The sequence below is a fragment of the Parabacteroides faecis genome (assembly GCF_014647375.1).
Classification (GTDB): Bacteria; Bacteroidota; Bacteroidia; order Bacteroidales; family Tannerellaceae; genus Parabacteroides; species Parabacteroides faecis.
The window spans coordinates 492,480-513,707 of record NZ_BMPB01000001.1 but is presented as its reverse complement, the minus strand read 5'-3'; the positions used below and the strand labels follow the sequence as shown (position 1 = coordinate 513,707).

10 protein-coding genes and 1 pseudogene are annotated in these 21,228 nt (G+C 42.1%); 10 read left to right on the top strand and 1 reads right to left on the bottom strand.

Annotated elements, in window-relative coordinates; genetic code table 11:
- Nucleotides 1-48 precede the first annotated feature (48 nt).
- The 6 genes and pseudogenes from IEY67_RS01620 to IEY67_RS01595 form a co-directional block, all read left to right on the top strand.
- Entirely contained in the window at nucleotides 49-3,417 is a 3,369-nt protein-coding gene (locus tag IEY67_RS01620; protein WP_183670241.1) for a TonB-dependent receptor, read from the top strand.
- Nucleotides 3,418-3,428: 11 nt separating this feature from the next.
- Nucleotides 3,429-5,291: a RagB/SusD family nutrient uptake outer membrane protein gene (locus IEY67_RS01615; protein WP_183670243.1), complete on the top strand. Its 1,863-nt coding sequence runs from the start codon at nucleotides 3,429-3,431 to the stop codon at nucleotides 5,289-5,291.
- A 171-nt stretch (nucleotides 5,292-5,462) separates the two neighbouring features.
- Nucleotides 5,463-7,592: a hypothetical protein gene (locus IEY67_RS01610; protein WP_183670246.1), complete on the top strand. Its 2,130-nt coding sequence runs from the start codon at nucleotides 5,463-5,465 to the stop codon at nucleotides 7,590-7,592.
- A 43-nt stretch (nucleotides 7,593-7,635) separates the two neighbouring features.
- Nucleotides 7,636-10,530: a hypothetical protein gene (locus IEY67_RS01605; RefSeq protein WP_183670248.1), complete on the top strand. Its 2,895-nt coding sequence runs from the start codon at nucleotides 7,636-7,638 to the stop codon at nucleotides 10,528-10,530.
- 129 nt (nucleotides 10,531-10,659) lie between these two features.
- Entirely contained in the window at nucleotides 10,660-13,128 is a 2,469-nt protein-coding gene (locus IEY67_RS01600; RefSeq protein WP_183670614.1) for a hypothetical protein, read from the top strand.
- Between the two features lie 3 nt (nucleotides 13,129-13,131).
- Nucleotides 13,132-13,797 (top strand): annotated as a pseudogene (locus tag IEY67_RS01595) (nuclease/transposase family protein); the annotation flags it as partial.
- 143 nt (nucleotides 13,798-13,940) lie between these two features.
- On the opposite strand, the gene IEY67_RS01590 reads toward IEY67_RS01595, so the two are convergent.
- On the bottom strand, nucleotides 13,941-14,402 hold the full coding sequence (locus tag IEY67_RS01590; protein ID WP_183670250.1) for a helix-turn-helix domain-containing protein: 462 nt from the start codon (nucleotides 14,400-14,402) through the stop codon (nucleotides 13,941-13,943).
- A gap of 509 nt (nucleotides 14,403-14,911) precedes the next feature.
- Here IEY67_RS01590 and IEY67_RS01585 point away from each other — a divergent pair.
- The 4 genes from IEY67_RS01585 (at nucleotide 14,912) to IEY67_RS01570 (ending at nucleotide 21,214) form a co-directional block, all read left to right on the top strand.
- Nucleotides 14,912-15,814 carry a hypothetical protein gene (locus IEY67_RS01585; RefSeq protein WP_183670252.1) on the top strand — a complete coding sequence of 301 codons (903 nt, stop codon included), beginning with the start codon at nucleotides 14,912-14,914 and terminating at the stop codon, nucleotides 15,812-15,814.
- Nucleotides 15,815-15,916: 102 nt separating this feature from the next.
- Nucleotides 15,917-16,477, top strand: coding sequence for an RNA polymerase sigma factor (locus IEY67_RS01580; protein WP_183670254.1), 561 nt, complete (start codon nucleotides 15,917-15,919; stop codon nucleotides 16,475-16,477).
- A 139-nt stretch (nucleotides 16,478-16,616) separates the two neighbouring features.
- The gene (locus IEY67_RS01575; protein WP_183670256.1) at nucleotides 16,617-17,615 is read left to right on the top strand and encodes a FecR family protein; all 999 of its coding nucleotides are present in this window, start codon (nucleotides 16,617-16,619) and stop codon (nucleotides 17,613-17,615) included.
- A gap of 260 nt (nucleotides 17,616-17,875) precedes the next feature.
- A complete protein-coding gene (locus IEY67_RS01570) occupies nucleotides 17,876-21,214 on the top strand; it encodes a SusC/RagA family TonB-linked outer membrane protein (RefSeq protein ID WP_229800932.1) in 3,339 nt (1,112 codons plus the stop codon).
- Nucleotides 21,215-21,228 lie beyond the last annotated feature (14 nt).

Here is a 21,228-nt window from a genome sequence, read left to right as displayed (position 1 = left end):
CCATACGATACATATAAGTCGTCATGGCTTCGAAAAAGTCTATTTATTATGAGGTGTATCTTATTGTTTTTATTATTGGGTACAATGCAAATCACGGCGAGTGTCACTTACTCGCAATCGGCTAAGCTATCATTGAATATGGAGAATACGACAGTACAGGATGTTTTGTCGATGATAGAGCAAGAAAGTTCATTCTATTTTACTTACAACTTAAATCAGGTGAATGTAAACCGTAAAGTATCTGTGAATGTAAAGAATAAGCTGGTAACAGATATTCTGGATGAAATATTCAAAGGTGAGAATATCCGGTATACGATCAGTGACAAGCATATTGTATTATATAAAGCTGATAAGTCTGAATTGCCGGTTGTGAATCAGAAACTTAAAACAATAACAGGAGTCGTGCTTGATAATAATGACGAACCTATTATCGGTGCAAACGTGTCCATCCCGGGGACAAATACAGGAATAACTACGGATATGGACGGAAAGTTTACTTTGGAAGTGCCCGACAATGCAACAATTGAAATCTCTTATATTGGCTATATAACCCAAAGTATATCTGTAAGCAAAAAAAATAATTTTTCGATTATTCTGAAAGAAGACACCCAGGCTTTGGAAGAAGTGATCGTAGTTGGTTATACCTCCCAAAAGAAAGGGTTATTGGCTGGATCTGTAGAGACAACCAAATTCACAGAATCATTGGCACAGATTCCGACAAACAGTGCCGCTCAGTCGCTGGTAGGTAAAATGTCTGGTGTGCATATCTCCGTTCCTGCCGGTAAGCCGGGCGAACAGGCAAGTGTAGGGGTACGTACTGGTACGACGTGGAATACCTCACCGATGTTGTATGTAATTGACGGAGCAGTACGTGATGCGACTACGTTCAACAATTTAAGCCCGAATGAAATTGAGTCGGTAAGCATATTGAAGGATGCCGCTTCGGCTGCTGTTTATGGAGCACGTTCAGATGCGGGGGTTGTTTTGGTTACGACACGTTCCGGAAACTCAGGGAAGATATCGGTTAACTATACAGCCAACTTCTCTGCCGATTTTGCTACGCAGGAGGTAAAGTTGAACAACCTTTACCAACAGGGGTTGACGGTGAACCAAGCCTATAAGAATTTCGGTTTGACTGCTCCACAAGGAGAAGCCTGGAGCGATGAAGAGCTTGAATGGGCCAAAAACCTTCCCGGACAAGGTTTTAACATGCTTGATGACACATGGCATACGCCTTACGTGATGAATCATGCATTAAGCGTCAGCGGCGGTTCGGATAGAATTAAATTTTTCGGGGCTGCTAATTACTATACCCAGAACGGTTTTATGGAATCAACAGAATATAATAAGTTGAACATACGTTTGAATGTGACGGCTGACATAACCAACGACTTACAGTTGTATGCTTCTGTCGCCAATACGAATACTAAATATGGTTCTTCTCCGACGGAAGGTACAGACGCAACTTACACGAAAGCACGTGTATCATTTGAATACATGCCTTCACGTTCGCCTGACGGTAAGTGGATTGGTGACGGATGGGCATACGGTAACCCGGCTGCGGCTGCCGAAGGCGCTTCCGGTTACAGAAGAAATACCACGATGAATCCGGAAGCTAACGTCAGCTTGACTTATAAATTACCATGGGTAAAAGGATTGAGTGCAAAAGCATCTTACATGGGAAGTTGGAAGACGCAACGTGGCAAAGATTACACCGCGTTGCAAAAGTTCTATTATCCTAAGAAATCGGGTGCAAATAATCATATTATCGATGTAACCGATTTGAATAATTATTATGTCAGTAATGAAGGTGCCGGTATCTCCGGCTGGGGTAAATGGTGGGTTAACCAGCAGTTGAATTTCCAGATCAACTACGATAATCGCTGGGGGGATCATCATGTCAACGCAGCTGCCGTATACGAGGCTTCGAACAACGATTATCACTATGTATGGGCAAAACGCGACCAGTTCCCGTTGTATCAGACCGACCAGTTCTGGGCAGCCGGTTCTTCTACAGACAAACAATTTTCCAATGGTGGTCCTGACACGGATGGCGGACGTGCTTCTTGGGTATTTATTGGCGGTTATGATTATGCTAACAAATATATCTTGAATTTCTCTGTACGTTATGACGGCTCTATGAATTTTGCACCTAGCGAACGTTGGGGGGTGTTCCCGGCTGTATCGGCTGCTTGGGTAGCATCTGAAGAAAGCTTCTTGAAAGATGTTAAATGGATCGACTTCTTGAAGCTGCGCGGATCTGTCGCTTTAACTGGTAACGATGCTGTCGGTGGATGGCAATGGCAGACCAGTTATAAGAGTGGCGGTAACTACATGCTTGGCGAAAACGCTGCTTTGAATAATGGTTTGCAGTATGGAAGTTTGGTGAATGAGTTCCTGACTTGGGAAAAATCTACCGGTATCAACGTCGGTGTAGATTACCGCTTCCTGGATCACCTGCACGGTGCTGTTGAATATTGGCACAAGCATACGTTTGATATCCTTGGTAACCGCCAAAATTCATTACCGACCACTTTCTCCAAGACGATGCCGGCTGAGAACTATGGTGTGATTAATGGACAGGGAATTGACTTTAGCGTGGGTTGGGAAGACCATTTTGGCAAAGTGAATTGGCATGCTGACGTAAACCTCTCTTATGGATGGAACAAAGTAGAGGTGCAGGATTATGCTGCCGGTTTGCTTGATTGGGAGATCCCTGTCGGTAAAGACCGTAGTTATATTGCTGCCTACGAAGGACGTATTCTTCGTTCGCAAGCAGAGGTGGATGCGTTTAAAAAAGAGAATCCTAATTATGTTATGCCGACAGGTGGTGGTGTAGACCTTCGTCCCGGTTCGTTTGTCTATATTGACAAGAGCGGTCCTGACGGAAAGAAAGATGGTATTATCGACCGTTATGACAAGGATATCCTTTATAACAATAACAACCCGATTTATATGGGGTTGAACTTGGGCGCGACTTGGAAAGGGCTTTCTGTGGAAGCTACATTCACTGGCAAATTCCACAACTATAAGAATTTTGGATCACTAGCTGATTATCATGGTAATCAGATGTGGAACAGGGAATGGGTTGAAAACTCCTGGACACCGGAGAACCCCAATGCAGAACTGCCTATGTTAGCTCCGCGCGATTATCGCTCATATGCTTGGACCGACGTTAATTACTATTGGCAAAAGGCGAATTATATCCGTCTTTCCAATTTGAATATTGGTTACACCTTTGATTTTGCCCGACCATTGGGTAATGCAATTTCCAGTATCAAGGTGTTTGCAACAGGTACAAACCTGTTCTATATCTCCGGATTCAAACGCTGGGATCCGGAATTAAACCCGGGATGGAGCGGTGTTGGTTATCCTGTGATGAGAACTCTAGGTGGTGGTATAAGTGTTAACTTTTAAACGTAAATTTTATGAACAACTTAAATATAATAAAGAAAAGTGGACGTAAATTCCTGGCTTTGTCGGTATGCGTATTGGCGTTGTCTTCTTGCCAATTAGATTACGAGAACAAATCAGCAATTAATCCGGATAATGTGTGGCAGAATGAAACAATGATCCAAGCATATCTGACCGATATCTATAGCGGTATGGTGCCGGGATGGTCTTCTACGTCTGATACCGACACGGACCTTACAACGGATTCAAACGATAGCATGAGCGAGTGGTTGCGGGGGGTAAACATCTCTGCTTCCAGCCGTGGGGTTAACTTCGATTATGGAATTATTGACAAGATCAACTATCTGCTTGAACAGATGGAGACGGTGCCGGAAAGTGTCATGGCTCTCAAAGACAAAGATGCTGTGGTGGCACAAGCCAAGTTTTGGCGGGCTTATCGGTATTGGTCTTACGTAAAGGACTTGGGTGGTGTTCCCCTGATCCTCAAATCGCAGGATGTGAACGATCTGCCTTCGTTGATGGTGAAACGAAGTTCTACATCGGATTGCATGGCTCAGATTTTGACAGACTTGGACGATGCCATTCAAGCACTTCCGGATCGTTGGTCAAGTGCCGACTATGGACGTATTGACAAATGTGCTGCCATGGCTTTCAAAGGACGCGTACAAATGTGGTATGCTAGCAAGTTATTCAACCGCTCCAACGACAAGGGGCGTTGGGAAACTGCCTATCAAACTAATAAGGCAGCTCTTGAATATGCTGAAAAGAATGGCTATAAGTTGATGGATAAATTTGGTGATATTTGGTTGACGAAGGGAAAGTCCAATACGGAAGCCTTGATCTTTAGACATTACAAATATCCGGATTCGTATTACGATATGAATCAGTATCTACCTGAAGATATTACCCATGGATGGGCATGCCGCCAAGTACCGCAGACTCCCCAGCTTCTCGCTTTCCCGCTGAAGGATGGTTCTTCTATGGCTATCTACGAAAACGAAGAGTATAAGAGCCAGAAACTGGATGTAAACCGCCTTTCCACAGATGCTGCCTATAATGCAGATATTCTCAATAAGTTGGTGAACGAAATGGATTCGCGTTTCTACGACTCTTATTCGGTTCCGGGTTGTGATTTCCCGTCGTTGGAAATTCCTGCCGGACAGTATTTCTGGACTTCGTATGTGAAGGTAACCCCGTTCTATAAAGCGATGTCCAACATACAGCTTGAGCGTAATGCCGGAACTACCCATTATGGATCATTCTTCCCGTTAAAAGCCATTACTCCGGGATTGAATAATGCAGATTCATATAAAGGTGAAAATAATGCTATCAGTTTACGCTTGGGTGAAGTTTACCTGAACCTTGCCGAATGTGCTGCCGAAGCAGGTCATATAAATGAAGCGTTGGGTTATGTAGCTGCAATCCGTAAACGTGCAGGTATCGATAAAGGTGCGGGCGCTATCGGGTATGGGTTGGATGTGTATAACACGATCGAAGGGGTTCGTCGTTTATTATACAACGAACGTGCAGCTGAGTTGTCTCAAGAGAACTTCCGTTATGGCGACCTCCGCCGTTGGATGAATTTCGGCAATATCAATGCCCAGAAACATTACAACAACCTGTATGTGGTATTTAACGGGGATGAGGAAGAAGCTGGAAAATTCGACTGGACACGTACGTTGGAAGATGCTGAAACGCAGAAATTTTTCCATATTGATTTCGTGCCTAATGTGAAGCAAGTTGAAGTTTCCACGTTTAATATCTCCACCAAGCATTGGTTTGGTGCCATTGGGGACAAGACTATGGGAGCAAACTTCGACAATGATATGTCACAACAAAACAACGAATGGGGTGGCTCATTTGATCCATTGAAGTAATACTGAAAACTCATTATTTTTATAGCGGAGTAGAAGATATTTGTTTTAATGATCTTTTACTCTGCTTTTTCGAACCTGTTCAAATCTTATATGAGACAAATGAAAAATATCTTATTAAAATGGGTGTGGGTAGTTATATCTTCACTATTCTTTTCGTGCAATCAGGCAGAGATGAATATTTGCTTTGAAACGGATTATGCAGTATTAAAGATGGATTCTACAGGATTCTTAACGAGTATCTACAGTAAAGTCGATAATATAGAATATTTATCTGATAAGAAAAGTTCTCCTTTATTGGCTCTTTATGCCGGTAACGATCAGGTAATTTTGCCTGTTTCGGCTCGACAAATCGACGAAAAGTTGATGTTGATATATATAAATGGAGCTGAAGCTATTATAGAAGTAGGAGAAAAAGAAGAGTACTTGACGTTTAAACTTATATCACTGACTAATCGTGGTAAAACGGATCATGTAGTGTGGGGACCTTATTATACCACGATACGTGAATATATTGGAGATTTGTTGGGAGTGGTCAGTAATGAACGTTGTACGATCGGTATGGTAGCCTGCAATGACAATACGAATACCGGTCTTCCTACAGATGGAGATATGCACCAAATGTATTACAGAGTACATACATCAGATCCGATCAAATACCCTTTGCCGGATTCATTATATGAAGGGCAGCGATTGCGTATAGGTGGAGATGGCATTAGCGATGTTGCTTTTACGAATCGGAAAGAAGGTCATTTCTTTTTCAATAAAGGAAATGGGGCAGAGTATATACCGGAATATGGTTCTTACATTGTAATGAGTTCGCGTGATCGCCGTGCTACCCGTGATATATTTTTTACACTTATACCAGGTTTTGAAAATGTGAATGTACCTAAGCATCATCAGGTGGAGGCTGTAGATGAGGATGTTTTAGGATCATCGGTTGCATTTTTTGTTTGTCCTAAAGAACATACGTTAAAACTTTATGAAAAGGTCGTTTTGGAGGAAGGGTTACCTTATATTACTCAGCAAGGGAAATGGGTTCGTGATCCGAAAGCTGCTTGTGCCGATTTAGCATGGTGGGGACGGCATGATAGTTTGATCTCTTATGCAACTCAGCTGGGAATACGTGCTGTACAGGATGAAGGTTTGGGAGAGTATTATGTCAACCCGGCAAATCGATGGGCGGATAAGATGATTTCTTATGGTGGAAAACAAATTTCTATCGCTGAGTTTACAAAAATGACGAACGAGGCTGGAATCGCTTATGGGTTACATACGTTGTGTGAATTTTTGCAACCACATTGCAGTGATGTCAGTCCCATTCCTAATGATAGCTTATGTGTGGTACTGAAAACAACGATCACTCACGATTTGAATGCTTCTCAAACGGATATTTGTGTGGCTGATACCAGTTGGTTAAATGAATGGGGAACTTGGCATTGCAATAAACTCAATGTTTTGAAATTAGGAAAAGAATTACTTACTTACGAAGGAGTTACAACAACCCAACCTTATACATTGAAAGGAGTGAAGCGTGGTGCTTACAACACCGTGGCTCAAACACATAAAGTGGGTGAGGTGTTGGCAAAATTACAGATGAACTGTTATAATGGTTTTGTTCCGGATATGAATCTGCAAGACGATTATGCCGATTATTATGCGCGGTTATTGGTTGACGGTGGCATGGATTATGTCGATTATGATGGGCAGGAAAGTTTCATGTATCAAGGACATGGCTATTATTCTATGAAACGATTCTATCGGAATTTGTTTGAGAAGTTTCATACATATGGCGGAAATGAACTTCGTGTGATGGGATCTGGCATCATGTATGGTAATTGGCTATATATGGGGAATGGAAATATTGGTGGAGGAAACAATATGTTTAACCCTGTAACCAATTCTTTCGGAATTCAGGGGAAAGATGAAAGGAACGGTAATGTTAATAATTTCATTTGTCCCACTTTCGGTATCCAAAATTTCCAATCGGAATGGGATGAACAAGTGATAGAGAATCTACAATCAAAGGCTGTTGCATGGAATGCTACTTATATGCTTGGTTTAAGTGAAAACGCTGTTGAAAAATGTTTGGATAAAAAGCGTGTGTTTAAGGCTTTTCGTGTGTGGGAAGACGCTCGGCGTGCCGACATTTTTTCTAAAGAATTGAAAGAAGAAATGAAAGCTCAAGAGAACCGGTACCATTTGGAACGTACCAATGATCATACGTGGACGCTATATACAGTGAATACTTCCGGTGAGCGTGTCGATCCGAGAACTCTTTCATCGGATATTGCGCTTAAATAGATCCTGAAATTTTTTGATGGTAGTTTCTTATAAATTAGACAATATGTTAAAACATAAATTATTACGCGCATGTGTGTTGCTATGTTTGGCTCTGAATATCCAACAAGGAAAAGCACAAGAGACAAACGGATTGGAATATGGAGAGGCAATCCGAGGAATGAATCAAGATCCGAAGCAAAAAAGCATCGGGAGTAAACCTTATGAAATGGAAGGGCGTACAGAAGCCAGAGAGCCACTGTTTACTTTTGATGATTGTACGCAGTGGCAGGTTCGGGCAAATCAATCCGAAGTCACATTATATCGAACTAAAAAGCAACGGGTAATAGGTGATTACAGTGGAAAAGTTGTTTACAAGACTAAGCAGGCAAAAGCCGGATTTCGTGTAGAGCTCATCAAACCGTACAAGTTTGAGAAAGAGTGGGATTGCATCAACTTTTGGAATTATGGAAACCATTGGTTATGGGAGAACAGTGGAGAAGCCATGACCCATTATGCCGTTATCCGGGATGCCAAAGGCCGGGAGATAACAATTCCGTTCATGCAAGAATGGTTATGGCGGAATATGAATTACAAGTATTGGTTTTTGAACCATATCAAATTGAATGATAGTATTGCCCGACCGATTACATTCATCGGATTGGAGTTTAAAGGGAATGGCACAAAACCGGATGTGGAGAACAATATTTTCTTGGGCCCTATCTATGGGTATCAAGAAGTTTTGAAGCCGATGAAGTTTAAGCCGTTCCCGGAGAGATTGCCTTTTCCGCTTCGTGAAGAGACGATCTTACCGATGAATAAGACGACCGGATTTAGTAATCGTGTGGAGCAACAAGACGAGAAATTCCTTTTCTCATACGAAGGGAAAGATGCTAAGCTGATGTATCAAGTAGACCCGGCCTATCCGATAGGCGGCGTGACACTTTTGTGTGACGGGCAAGAGAAAAAGGTGAATGCCAACGCTAAGATCCTTTTTGAAAAACGAACAGAAGCAGAGTGGATAGTTATGGATAAGAGACTAGAAAACGATACTTTGTTCATTCGTTATAAAGCAGTAGGAAAGGGGTTGAGCCAACGCTTTGATTGTTCTTATACGATCAAGCAGAAATCTTTGATTTGGACGATTGAAGAAAAAGCAGCGGATGGGAAAGTGGAAGAGATCAGCTTAGGCACAACAGGTAACGTGTCGGATGGTAAATTGGTGGGGGTCCCTTTCTTGGTGTATAACCCTTTTGCCAATGATTCCTATACGGCTGATGCTCCCAGCATACTGTATGCTGACAATCTGTTCTATTTGACAATGTTTGATTGGTATTATACCAATGCTTCCATGTATTATGGTGGAGAACAGGGTATCAAAGAGGGTGAAGCCACTTACAATGGCGGAGTAAAATATTATCCGTTGAATAACAAAAAGCGTAATCCCTTACGTGAACGTCTTTTCATTAACGTATCACCTGATGTACACGAAGTATTCCCGACGATTGATAACCCGGCTTCTCCAATGCGTTCTAATCAGGTAGATCGTTTGTGGGCGATCAACGGTGGAAGTGATCTTCCTAAATTAGGAAAGTTCGTGACCGATTTACGTTCTAAAGGTGTAGAAAAAGTTAGTATTCGCTATCACGAAGATTTTTGGCGTGCCGATGGAGAAAGTTATACGTTTCGAACGATACCTAATCCTGATCTGGGAATAGAGCGTCTGAAAGAATATGTCCGTTTTGTACAAGGACAAGATTGGAGGATTGGTTTTTACTCAAATTACATGGATTTTGCCCCTGTAAATGCTCTGTGGAATGAAGATTGGGTACGTATTAGCCACAAAGATTATGGTTGGGGACCTGCTTGGTGTAGATGCTATGCTAATAAAGTAACTATAGGTTGGGAACAACAGGCCATTTTGGCTCCACAAATACATAAGACATTTGGGACCAACTTCTCTTATTGCGATGTAGAGACTTGTATTTCTCCTATGGATCGGGTGGATTACGATTATCGTACTCCTGGAGCAGGAAAATTTCGTACTGTATTTGAATATATTGGTATGACTTTGATGAACGAACGCCGTGCCTACCAAGGTCCTGTTTATTCAGAAGGTGGTACACATTGGTTCTATGCAGGATTGTTAGATGGGAATTATTCACATATGAATCATAGTTTACCTATATTCCCTGATTTTCAATTATTGAAGATTAATCCGTTGGAAATGGACGGAATGTCTAATGTATCTAACGAGGCCTATGTTGCTTATGCCTACGCTTTCGGTAATATTGGTATTTTGTCAGAGGGATTCGATGCGGTTCGTAGATATGCTTTCTTGCAACCATTCCAAAATAGCTATTCGATGATTCCGGTGAAAAGTATCCGGTATTTTGATGGCAAATCTTATGTATCATCTTCAGATGCAATCAAAAAAGATTTATTAAAATCTCCTTGTATTCAGGTTGAATATAATAGTGGTTTAAAGATTTATGCCAACTTTTCCGATCAGCCGTGGGGAGTTAAAGAGAATGATTGCGACTATTCATTGCCTAAATATGGAACTTTGGCTGTTTTGCCTGGAAGTCGTTTGTTTTCTGTTTCTTCTACAAACCCTGCCTCATCAACGGGTAAATTACTTGACAAGGTTTATTCCGATCATTTATTTTATATCGATACGTATGGGGAAGTAGAAAAGGGAGAACTTGGTGGTAAGGGCTCTTATATGTTGAAGAAAGAAAAGTTTGGTTGGGAAATTATCCCTCTGAGAGATTTAGAGGAGGTTGATTTCAATTTGTCTCTACTTGGATTTTCAGCATTAGGTGTAGATATAGAAGCGGTGGATAAGGATGGAAATAGTATGACGGTGGTTAACAAAGCGCCTATAACCAACCAAGTTCATTTTGAACACAAACCGCACTATTACAAATATAAGATTTGCCCTGTCTCATCTGAAAACTGACTACAGTAGAAACAATAATAATCCATGGAATAGACAATTATTTGCTATTTTATGGCTTATCAGTAAGCATTATTTTTGTTTGTGAAAAATGAGTATAAATAGGAAAATCAGATAAATAAGCTGTAAACAATGAGATTGGGAAAAATTAGCAGTATTTATGTAGTAGCATTTCTAATGCTATGCGCATGCAATCAATCATATGTCGATGAACTATCGACTCAGTATGCCACATTCAGTGTAGATGGAAAAGGGTTTATCCGTCAAGTGGCAGACAACCGAACCGGTGTGAACTACTTGGCAAAAGAGGGTTCCTCTCCTGTGTTGAGTCTCTATGACGGGAAAGAGTATATCCTGCCTACTGGCTTGAAAACCGAAGCAGATAAATGGATACTGACCTTTGCCAACCAATCGGAAGCGGTCGTTTCCAAAGAGATAAAAGACGGATATATCCGTTTGTCATTGGTTTCGTTAAGTAATCGTGATCAGATTGAAGCTATTGCCTGGGGGCCTTATGCAACCGATATATCTCAATATATAGGAGAGACGGTGGGAGTGGTACACGATACCGTGTTTGCCGTTGGAGTACAGGCACTCGGTATCAACACGACAGAAGGACGACCTCATTTGGGCGATGATGCTACAGGCGGTTGTTACATCGATTCGCTGCCGGGACAAGAGGTGCCCGACGATTTGAAAGATAAGATCGGACAGCAAACGTACGACATCAATGTGAATGAAGAAGGAGATATGCCCGAATATGTACGTATGATCAGGGGGAATGCGGCTGTAGCACGTCCGTATGGTAGTGATATTCAATTTTTCGCACGTGATTGGCGAAAAGAAAAAGTGATAGATTATATAGGAAGAAGACAGACGGTGACGGCTTTGGATCAGGATTTCGTAGGAAGTTCTATTGCCTTGTTTGCCGCACCCTCTTCGGAAGCGGTTGATGTCATAGGGAAGATCGAGGTGCAGGAAGGATTGCCACATCCGATGATGAACGGAGAGTGGATCAAAAAACGGAAACTCCGGAATCCGGCTTATATGTTATATGAGGGTCGTTCGTTGGATAATGCATTGAATTATGCCGATTCTTGTAACTTCAATTTGGTTCATATCGGGGACCTATTCAAAAGCTGGGGACATTTTGATTTACACACCTCTCGTTTTCCGGAGGGAGCAGAGCAAATTAAAGCATTTACCGACAAAGCGAAAGCTCGTGGCATTGAAATCGGCGTACATACACTGACGATGTTTACTTCTACGCACGACCCGTATGTCTCTCCCGTGCCTAGTGATAGCCTGGCCATTTCAGGAAGTTCTGTTTTAACAAAAGAGATCAGTGCTACTGATAAGGATATAGAAATTGAATCACCGGAATTTTTTACCTATTTGGGTGAAACGCATTCGGCAAAGATTGGGACAGAGATTGTGTCGTATCGGGAGGTGACATCGGATAAACCTTATAAATTGTTGGATTGCACTCGCGGACAGTTCGGAACGAAACCAACGGCTCATAAAACGGGTGAAAAGATCGATAAGCTGCTGAATAATTGTTATAGCGGTCTTTTCCCGGATATTCATTTGAGTGATGTTTTTGCAAAACGTTTGGCTGAAGTATGTAATGAAACGGGAGTCGGATTGATGGACTTCGACGGTTATTACGGTGGGTCACCTACGGGACATGGTTTATATGGGGCTTCCAGGTTCCTGAAACAATGGTTTGACGACCTGGATCAGAAAGGTATTATCTCTTGTGGCTCATCACCGTTCCATTATTGGTGGCATATCTATTCTTTCATGAACTGGGGAGAACCTTGGTACGACAATCTGCGTGAAAGCCAGGTCAATTACCGTTTGGAAAACCAGCGTTATTTCGAACGTAACCTGATGCCGGGCATGTTGGGTTGGTTTAAATTGGAACAGACTTATCGGCCGGAAGATATTGAATGGATCCAGGCACGTAGTGCCGCTTTTGATGCCGGCTATTTATTGCGTGTAGACGAAAGCATCGAACAGAGCGGATTTAAGAGCCGCCTTTTTGAGGCCATTCGTGAATGGCAGAAAGTGCGCAACAACCATTTGTTAACAGCTGCACAAAGAGAGAAGATGAAGAATCCTAAAAACGAATTCCATTTGGAAAAGGCGAGCGATAAGGCTTGGAACCTGTATGAAGTAACCTTGAAAGGGGATAATATCCACAAGTATCGTTCCGTACAAACGGGAGAACCTTTGTTAAGTAAATTTACTTTCGACAATCCGTATGAGAAACAACCGGTGCAATTCTATGCGGTGGTTAAAGCCGGTGAAGACGTTTCTGCTCAAATAGCAAACATGCAAATACTGGTGGAAGGATGCGCTCCGATCCAAATACAGGAGCTGCTGAAAGCGGGAGATAAGCTGTATTGCGATGGCACGTCGGTTTATGTTTGCGATGCTTTCTGGCAACCGCGTAAGCGTTTTGATGTTTCTGGAACGACCTCTTGGAATAAAGGGAAAAATAATGTGACGGTACAATGCGACTTCTCTTCCCCCAAAGCCCCCTCTGTCGATGTGGAATTTAAGGCATTGGGAAATAAGGAAAGTATAAGGGAATAGATTTATCTCGAACGCATCCTTTACGGTGTAGCCAAAGCCATCACCGAGCATATCTCGCTGGGTGAAGGCTATCGGGATATAAAGAAAATCTACTCCATCAGCATCCTTTATTTCGACCTCGGCGTGGGCACAGATTATATCTACCACGGGCAGAACCATTTCACGGGTGTACATACCGGTGACCGCTTGCGAATCAATACTCGCGATCGTGATGCCGTTATCACCCGCCTGCCCGCAAATATCTTCCCCGAGTATATCCTGATTCGTGTAAACGAGTTCGATAAAGTAGCTATGACCCCTCTGGACGAATGGATCGAATATCTGAAAGACGGAACGATTCGTCCTGACACGACGGTACCGGGTCTTCGTGAAGCCCGGGAAAAACTGAAATACTACTCGATGTCTACGAGTGAGCGGCATGCATACGATGAACATCTGAATGTAATCATGATCCAGAACGATGTGCTCGACACCGCCAAATGGGAGGGTCGGATCGAAGGACTAGCAGAGGGAGAAGCCAAAGGCAAAGCAGAAGGGCTGGCAGAAAGACTTGCCGAAGGAAAGACCAGGTTACGACAAACAGCAGTTAACATGAAACATATGGGCATAAGTACAGCCGACATTGCCGAATGTACAGGGTTGCCGGTAGCGGAAATAGAGAAGCTATAGAAATTTGAACCCAAATAACAGGTTCTGTAGGGGCGGGGTTTGCCCGCCCTTTGCGACGATAATATAACAACCGGTGAAGATGGGCGGGCAGACCCCGCCCCTACGTTCACATCTGACAAGATATGCGCTATAATAGACAGGCCTTATTTCCCCTTCTCCTTCAACAATTGTTCCAGCAAGGCGGACTTTTCCTTTTCAACAGCCAGCATGCGTTCAAAAAGGTCGGTGGACTGTTTATTCAATTCCATGATTTTATCCAGGGGATTGTTGATCGTGTTTTCGTTGTTTTGATCATTCTGGATTATTCCTAAATTACCAATACTGCCATAACCTGTTTCAAAATTGTTATTCTCAATCACGATCGACAGCGGGTTCTCATCCAGTTCTTCAATGATCTTGGGGGAAACATGGAGGATATTCGCGATTTGGAGCAATGTGTCTTTTTCGATCACCCGTTGGCTTTCGATGCGTGAAACCTTTTGCTGCGTAGTACCGAGCTTTTCCGCCAATGAGCTTTGTTTGACACCCATTATATTACGTAATCTGCGGACGTTCGCACCCTGGTGAACGTTCTTTCCGGTTTTCTCTTCTGTTTCTCTTTCCATATCGAACTTAGTTTATTTGAGACAAATATAAGGACAAAACGATAAAGTCCTTGCTTGTCATATAGGAAATAACAATCTGCCTTGCTTTTTTCTTTTCCTGCATGCCAGGTAAAAAACTTAGTCGTTTATGTTTTTTACCTAGGCATGAATATTGGGGTATGGGAATATTCTGCCTTTCTTTGTAAGAAAGAAATAACAGGTTTTAGATTCATAAATGTAGATACAAATGAAAGAGGAGATAAGACTGGTAAACATTAAAAGAGGGTTAGAGCTTTCCATAAGCTCCCAACTATTCATATTTGGAAGATGTATACGACTCATTCAAATATGTAGATGACTGTTCGGTTCGTGAGGATAGGGCAGTTTTTTAGTCCTGACATTGATTTTCTTGCTTATTCTGTTGTTTTTTTAATCATATCCGTTACCTTTGTCCTTGTAGGGAATGTTTTAGAAGCCATGGCGTTGACTTTCTTCTTTTATATTTTGACTTAAACTAAACTATTTATATTATGATGAATTTGTTAACTAGATTACGCGATTATGTAAAACATCTTTTTACCTACGACCCGAAGCTCAGCCTTGTAAGTAATCCGCTTCCTGACCCTGCCGCAACGTCGTCGAAGGAAGCTTGTGTTGTCCCTTCAACGCCCGATAAACAATCTCCCATGCCTGAACCATCTCCCATGCCTGAACAACCTCCCGTATCTGAACAACAAAGCGCGGAGACACAGCCACAACCTGTATCCCCTAGAAAATATGTGACGGAGAAAGAGTTCCTGTCCGAATCATTTAAGAAGCTCACTCCGGAATATCTGTTTATCATAACGGAAATGCGCAATCTGCTTAACTCCGAGAGAAAGAAATTCGTATTTCATGCGTTGGCAACCCATATAAGTATCAGAAAGGTGGCAAAACATCTCAATATTACACAGCGTAAAGTAAAGATCATATTCCAGGATGCCCTGACGGATATCGGCATTCAGACCGGATTTGTCAGGAAATATCTGGATGAGGGCGTAGAGAAAGAAGAAGAAATCAGAGTACTGAAATCAAAGATAATATCGTTGAATACCAGAATAGAGAAATTGGAGAGTGCGCTAGCCTTGCGGATAAAGTTTTCCGGAGAGAAGATCTCTATAGAGGACCAGCGGCACTTACTGGATAAGCCGTTGACTGTCCCTTTCGAGCTGGATAGAAGGACCGTCAATGCGTTAAGAGGCAATGATATAGAGACGCTCGAGGACTTGATGAAGTATGTTATAGAACACAAAGGTCTGGATAAGTTGAAAACATTGCATAACATGGGAGAGGTGTCGTTTAAGAGGCTGGAAAGCGAATTATTAAAAAAAGGCATACTGGATATCGACGGGAATTGCGAGCTTTTACGGTATGTGACGGTTATCGGAGGATAGGAGCGTTTTTATATAAGATAAATAAAATTGCTATCTTTGGCATATTATTTCATAGTGAAACATAAGATTTTATGTTTAATGATGGGGGATAGCAGCATAAATATGGATAGTAAACTTTTGTATCGCCTTAAAGAGGGAGATAGGGATGCTTTTAATACCGTTTATTGGCGGTATAGTCCGAAAGTATACAATACCGTTTTGTATCTGCTGAATGATTCTGATGCCGCTGAAGATATCGTGCAGGAACTTTTTCTGACAATTTGGGAGAGGCGCGGACAGATACAGCCGGAACTTAATTTTGAGGCCTATATCGCTACCATCGCCCGTAACCTGGCCTATAACTATGTGAGAAAGGCATTCCATAACAACCAATCGGTGGAAGATATCAATGATAGTAATCTGATCACCAATTCGGACGAAGGAGCGATCGAAGCCGAGTCATTGAGGGAATATATCTTCAATGTCATCTCTTCATTTCCGGAAATGCGCCGGAAAGTATTTATCATGAGCCGTTTTGAAAATCTCTCGCACGCTGAAATAGCAGAAAAACTGACTATATCCGAACGTACGGTTGCCGTGCATATCTACCATGCATTGAAGGAGCTTCGTAAGGTGTTGGGAGATAAGGCTGTGGCTTTCCTGCTCATTTATCTTTCCATGTGAAACGCCGCTCTTTTGCCTGACTTCTTTCTTGTTAATAACAGCGTGTTTTGTGAATTAAAGTTAAATATGCAATATATTGCATAGGTCGATTAAGTACCCGATGTACTTAATCGACTATTATATATATACGAATTAAATTATGAGAATAGAATTACTTCACCGTCTGATAGCAGGAACTACTACCGAGGAGGAAAATCGGCAGCTGATGGAATGGTTCCGGGAATGTGCATCCAAAGAGGAATTCTTTGCGTTGTTCGAGACTGCCTGGAAAGACAGTTCGGATGAGATGCCGCGTGATGTGCAGGAACGTATGTATCGCCGGTTGAATCTGAATCTGGATCTGGATGAGAAGAAGAAAGAGGTGAAGGCCGTTCCGTTGCGTCCGCGCGTTTCCTGGAAGATCTGGCCGCAGGTAGCGGCTGCTTGCGTCATTGTCGTTTTGAGCCTGCTCAACTATAATATGAGCCACAAGCAGAAACAGCTGGCAGCGCAGAGTTTTACGGTATCGGCAGAGAAGGGCCAGCGGGCCTTTGTCACCCTGCCTGACAGCACGAAAGTATGGCTTAATTCCGATACGAAGATCAGCTATCCGGCTGACTATGGCATGAAGGAGCGTAATGTGGCGTTGGTAGGGGAAGCTTATTTTGAGGTCGCTAAGAATCCGGAGAAACGCTTTGTTGTAGAGGCGAAAGGCATGCAGGTCGAAGCATTGGGCACGGCCTTCAATATCAATGCTTATAGGAATGATAATAAAATGATTGCCTCGCTGTTCTCAGGTTCTGTACGAGTCAGCTATGATGACTATGTGGCGATCCTCCGGCCGCACGAATCGGTCCGGGTCGATCTGCTGAACCGGAGTTTTACTCAGTATAAGGATGAAAATATGGCCAGTATTGCCCTTTGGAGGGAGAATGAAATCTCTTTCGACGGCGAATCATTGGAAGAGATCGCTCATATCATGAACCGCCTGTACAATACGACCATCCATATAGAAGACGAATCGTTGAAAAAGGAATGTTACATAGGAACGATCCGTAACAACAGTCTTGAAAACTTTATCGACATTATCAACCTGACAACTCCGGTTGTCTATGAGTATAAAGGAGATACTGTTTTCCTGAAAAGGAGAACTCCTTAGCAGGGGGTGTTAACCCTACGGAAATAAATACTAATATGTCTAATCTAACGAATTGCCTATGGGAAAGGAATAAAAGAATCAAAAAAGAGAGGTAACCCTCATAGAGAGCTACCTCACATGTACAATTTTAGCAGATATCCCACAAGTTGATACAGTCGATGTAGGAGACCGACTGTTGTTAACGGGACTCTTCTGCTTACAAAGTTACAAACATTTATTTTATCTACATCTTATTTCTAATTAAAAGAAAAATGAGTAACATGAAGCATTTATTTAAACAGATGGTTTTTCTGACATTGTTGTTAACCTTCCCATTGACAGGGATCCACGCTCAGATAACCATACATATGAACAACAAACCCGCTTCGGAAGTGGTGAAGCAAATTGAAAAGGTGAGTAAATACCGCTTTTTTTATAAGAAAGGACTTTCCGGCATGAATATCCCGATCACTGTCGATGCGGACGATCAGAGTATAGAAACCGTAATGGGACAGGTTACTAAACAAATATCGGTATCGTATGCTATAAAAGGAGAAACGCAGGTGGTACTGACCGAATCTGACCCTTTGAATGCGGATATCAGTCCGAAGAAATTACTAAAAGGAACTGTAACGGATACGAACGGCGAACCTGTTATCGGTGCCAATATTATTCAGAAAGGGACAACGAACGGAGTAATTTCTGATGTGAACGGAAACTTTAGTATAAACATACCGACAGGTGCAGTTATTGAAGTTTCATATATCGGGTATCTTTCGAAAGAAATAAAAATCGGTGATAAGACGATGATTTCTGTAATACTTGATGAAGATAACCAAACATTGGATGAAGTAGTTGTTGTTGGTTATACCACGCAGAAAAAATCGCTTTTGACAGGAGCTATTTCGAATATGAAGGTGACGGATAACCTGAAGACATTACCTACAACGGCTACCGGAAATCTTCTGGCTGGTAAATTGGCTGGCGTAGATATTGGTGCAGTCAATGGTATTCCGGGTTCTACTCCGAAAATAACTATTCGTACTGCTTCGTCATGGAATGAACAGGTAGTTACCTATGTTATTGATGGTGTAATACGGGATGCTGCTGATTTTAATAATCTTAGTGCTGTTGAAATTGAGGATATATCCGTGTTGAAAGATGCTGCCTCCGCTGCAATTTACGGCTCACGTTCGGCAGGAGGTGTTATCATTGTTACTACCAAGAAAGGTAATAGGGGTAAACCAACTTTCAATTATTCATACGGATACAGTATCGATACACGGACGAAAAATATGGACTTAACCAGTGGTGTTGAGACGGCAGAGTTGTATAATCGGATGGTTGGAGATGATCCGTCTGCCTGGACGAAGGAAGAAATAGATCATATGCGTACAATCAATGGAGGTTATGGATATGACAACCTGAAAACTGTGTGGCACAATCCGGCAACACAAACTCATAATCTGAGTGTAAGTGGGGGTGGAGATCGGGTAAAATATTATGCAGCTGCATCTTATATGAAACAGGAGGGATTCCTGAGTCCGATGAGCCATGATAAATATAATATCAGAATGAATGTAACGGCCGATATTACAAAAGATTTTGAAGTATTTACCAGCTTTGGATTGTCAGACAATAAAATAGGGAGTATGATCTATGAAGGGCCGTCAGAATTGTATTCGAAACTAAGAAGATGGAAACCGGAAGAACCCATGTTAACAGAAAATGGTGAATATATTGATTTAGGTTGGACAGGAAATCTGGTCGCATTTACTACTGGTGCCGGTGGATATAATATTGGTTCTCAGTTGAAACCTCAGGTACTTATCAGTGGTACATATAAAGCTCCTTTCCTGAAAGGACTGAGTGCCAAAGTTACATATAGCCAAAGCTGGAAACACAATACAAACAAAGAGTTTTATCACAATTATGACCAGGCAATGGTTAAAAAAGACGGAGCAAACGGGCGTATTGTAAGTACACAAGAAGTTATCGGGACAAGAAAATCGACCTGGGTAGGAAAAGATTACATTCAGAGAGTATCAAAATGGGGAGGAGACAAGCAATTGAATTTCCAGTTGAATTATGAGAATGTATTCAATAAGGTACATCGTGTTCAGGCGGCACTCGTTTCAGAGTGGCAAGAAACTAATAGTACCGGTGTGACAGCCGGAAGGGAAACATTTCCGGTATATATGACCGATCAGTTCTGGGCTGCCAGTGACGCGAGGTCGGATACATGGGGCAACGGAGATACAGATGCAACGACAGGCCGTATGTCGTATATCGGGCAATTTAACTATTCGTATGCCGACAAATATCTGCTGAATTTTTCTTTTCGTCAGGATGGTTCTATGAATTTTGCTCCGGATCAGCGTTGGGGGTTTTTCCCCGCAGGTTCTGCCGGATGGGTTATTTCGGAAGAAGACTTCTTTAACAGATCGGCAGTCCAGTATTTGAAGTTAAGAGCTTCCATAGGTTTGACCGGTAATGATAATGTTGGAGGATGGCAATGGCAGGAGTCTTATAAAGGAGGAAACAAGGTGTATTATGGAACGTCTCCGGTTCCGTCTGTAGGTATTACTTACGGAAGTGTTGTCAACCCCAATTTAACATGGGAAAAAGCATTGAGTTATAATGTTGGAGCAGATATAAGCTTTTTGAATAATTGGAATGCTTCGGTCGATTATTGGTTCCGTAATTCATATGATATTTTAGGAGATCGTCAGAATACGTTGCCTACTTCATTCAGCTTGAGTATGCCTGCTGAAAATTACGGACAGATTCATGCGCAAGGTATAGATGTTACAGTTGGGTATCGCGGACAAAGCAGGGATTTCTCTTATTTCGGGAACTTGACGATGTCTTATGGTTGGAATGAAGTAATAAAAAAGGACTATGCAGAAAATGCTCAATGGGTTGATATTCCTGTAGGTAAATCAATGAATACCCTGATTGGATATGACTTTGATAAAATCATTCGGTCGCAAGCCGAATTGGATGAGTACATGGCTGCTAATCCCGGATATAATATCAATGGGAAGAAGCCGAATGTCGGCGACATGGTGTATAAGGATATCACAGGGCCGGATGGTGTTCCTGACGGGACTATCGACTCCTGGGACCGTGTAGTGCTTCGTGAGAAAAACTACCCTATAGTTTACGGATTGAATCTGGGTGGCAGCTGGAAAGGATTAAGTCTGGATATGATGTTTTCCGGTTTGTTAGGACAGAAGAAAAATTTCAGAAATGTGGCTACTGCTTATGAATGGCAACGTATGTGGGGGGAATGGTATGATAATGCCTGGACTCCTGAAAATCCGGATGCCATGTTGCCTCGTCAGGTAAGTTCCGGACAAAGCAGTACTTACAGAGATTACGACAGTAATTTCTGGTTGCGGGACCTTAGTTTTGTTCGTTTGAAATATCTTACATTGAGTTATGATCTCCCGAAAAATATGTGTTATAACAAGGTTTTCGATAACGTGCGTCTGTTCTTTACCGGAACTAATCTGTTTGTTTGGAGCCATTTCAAATATTACGACCCTGAATTAGGTGGGGGAAATGATTTCCCGGTTATGCGTTCGTTTAACTTTGGTATCGATGTCTCATTTTAATTAAAAAACAATTT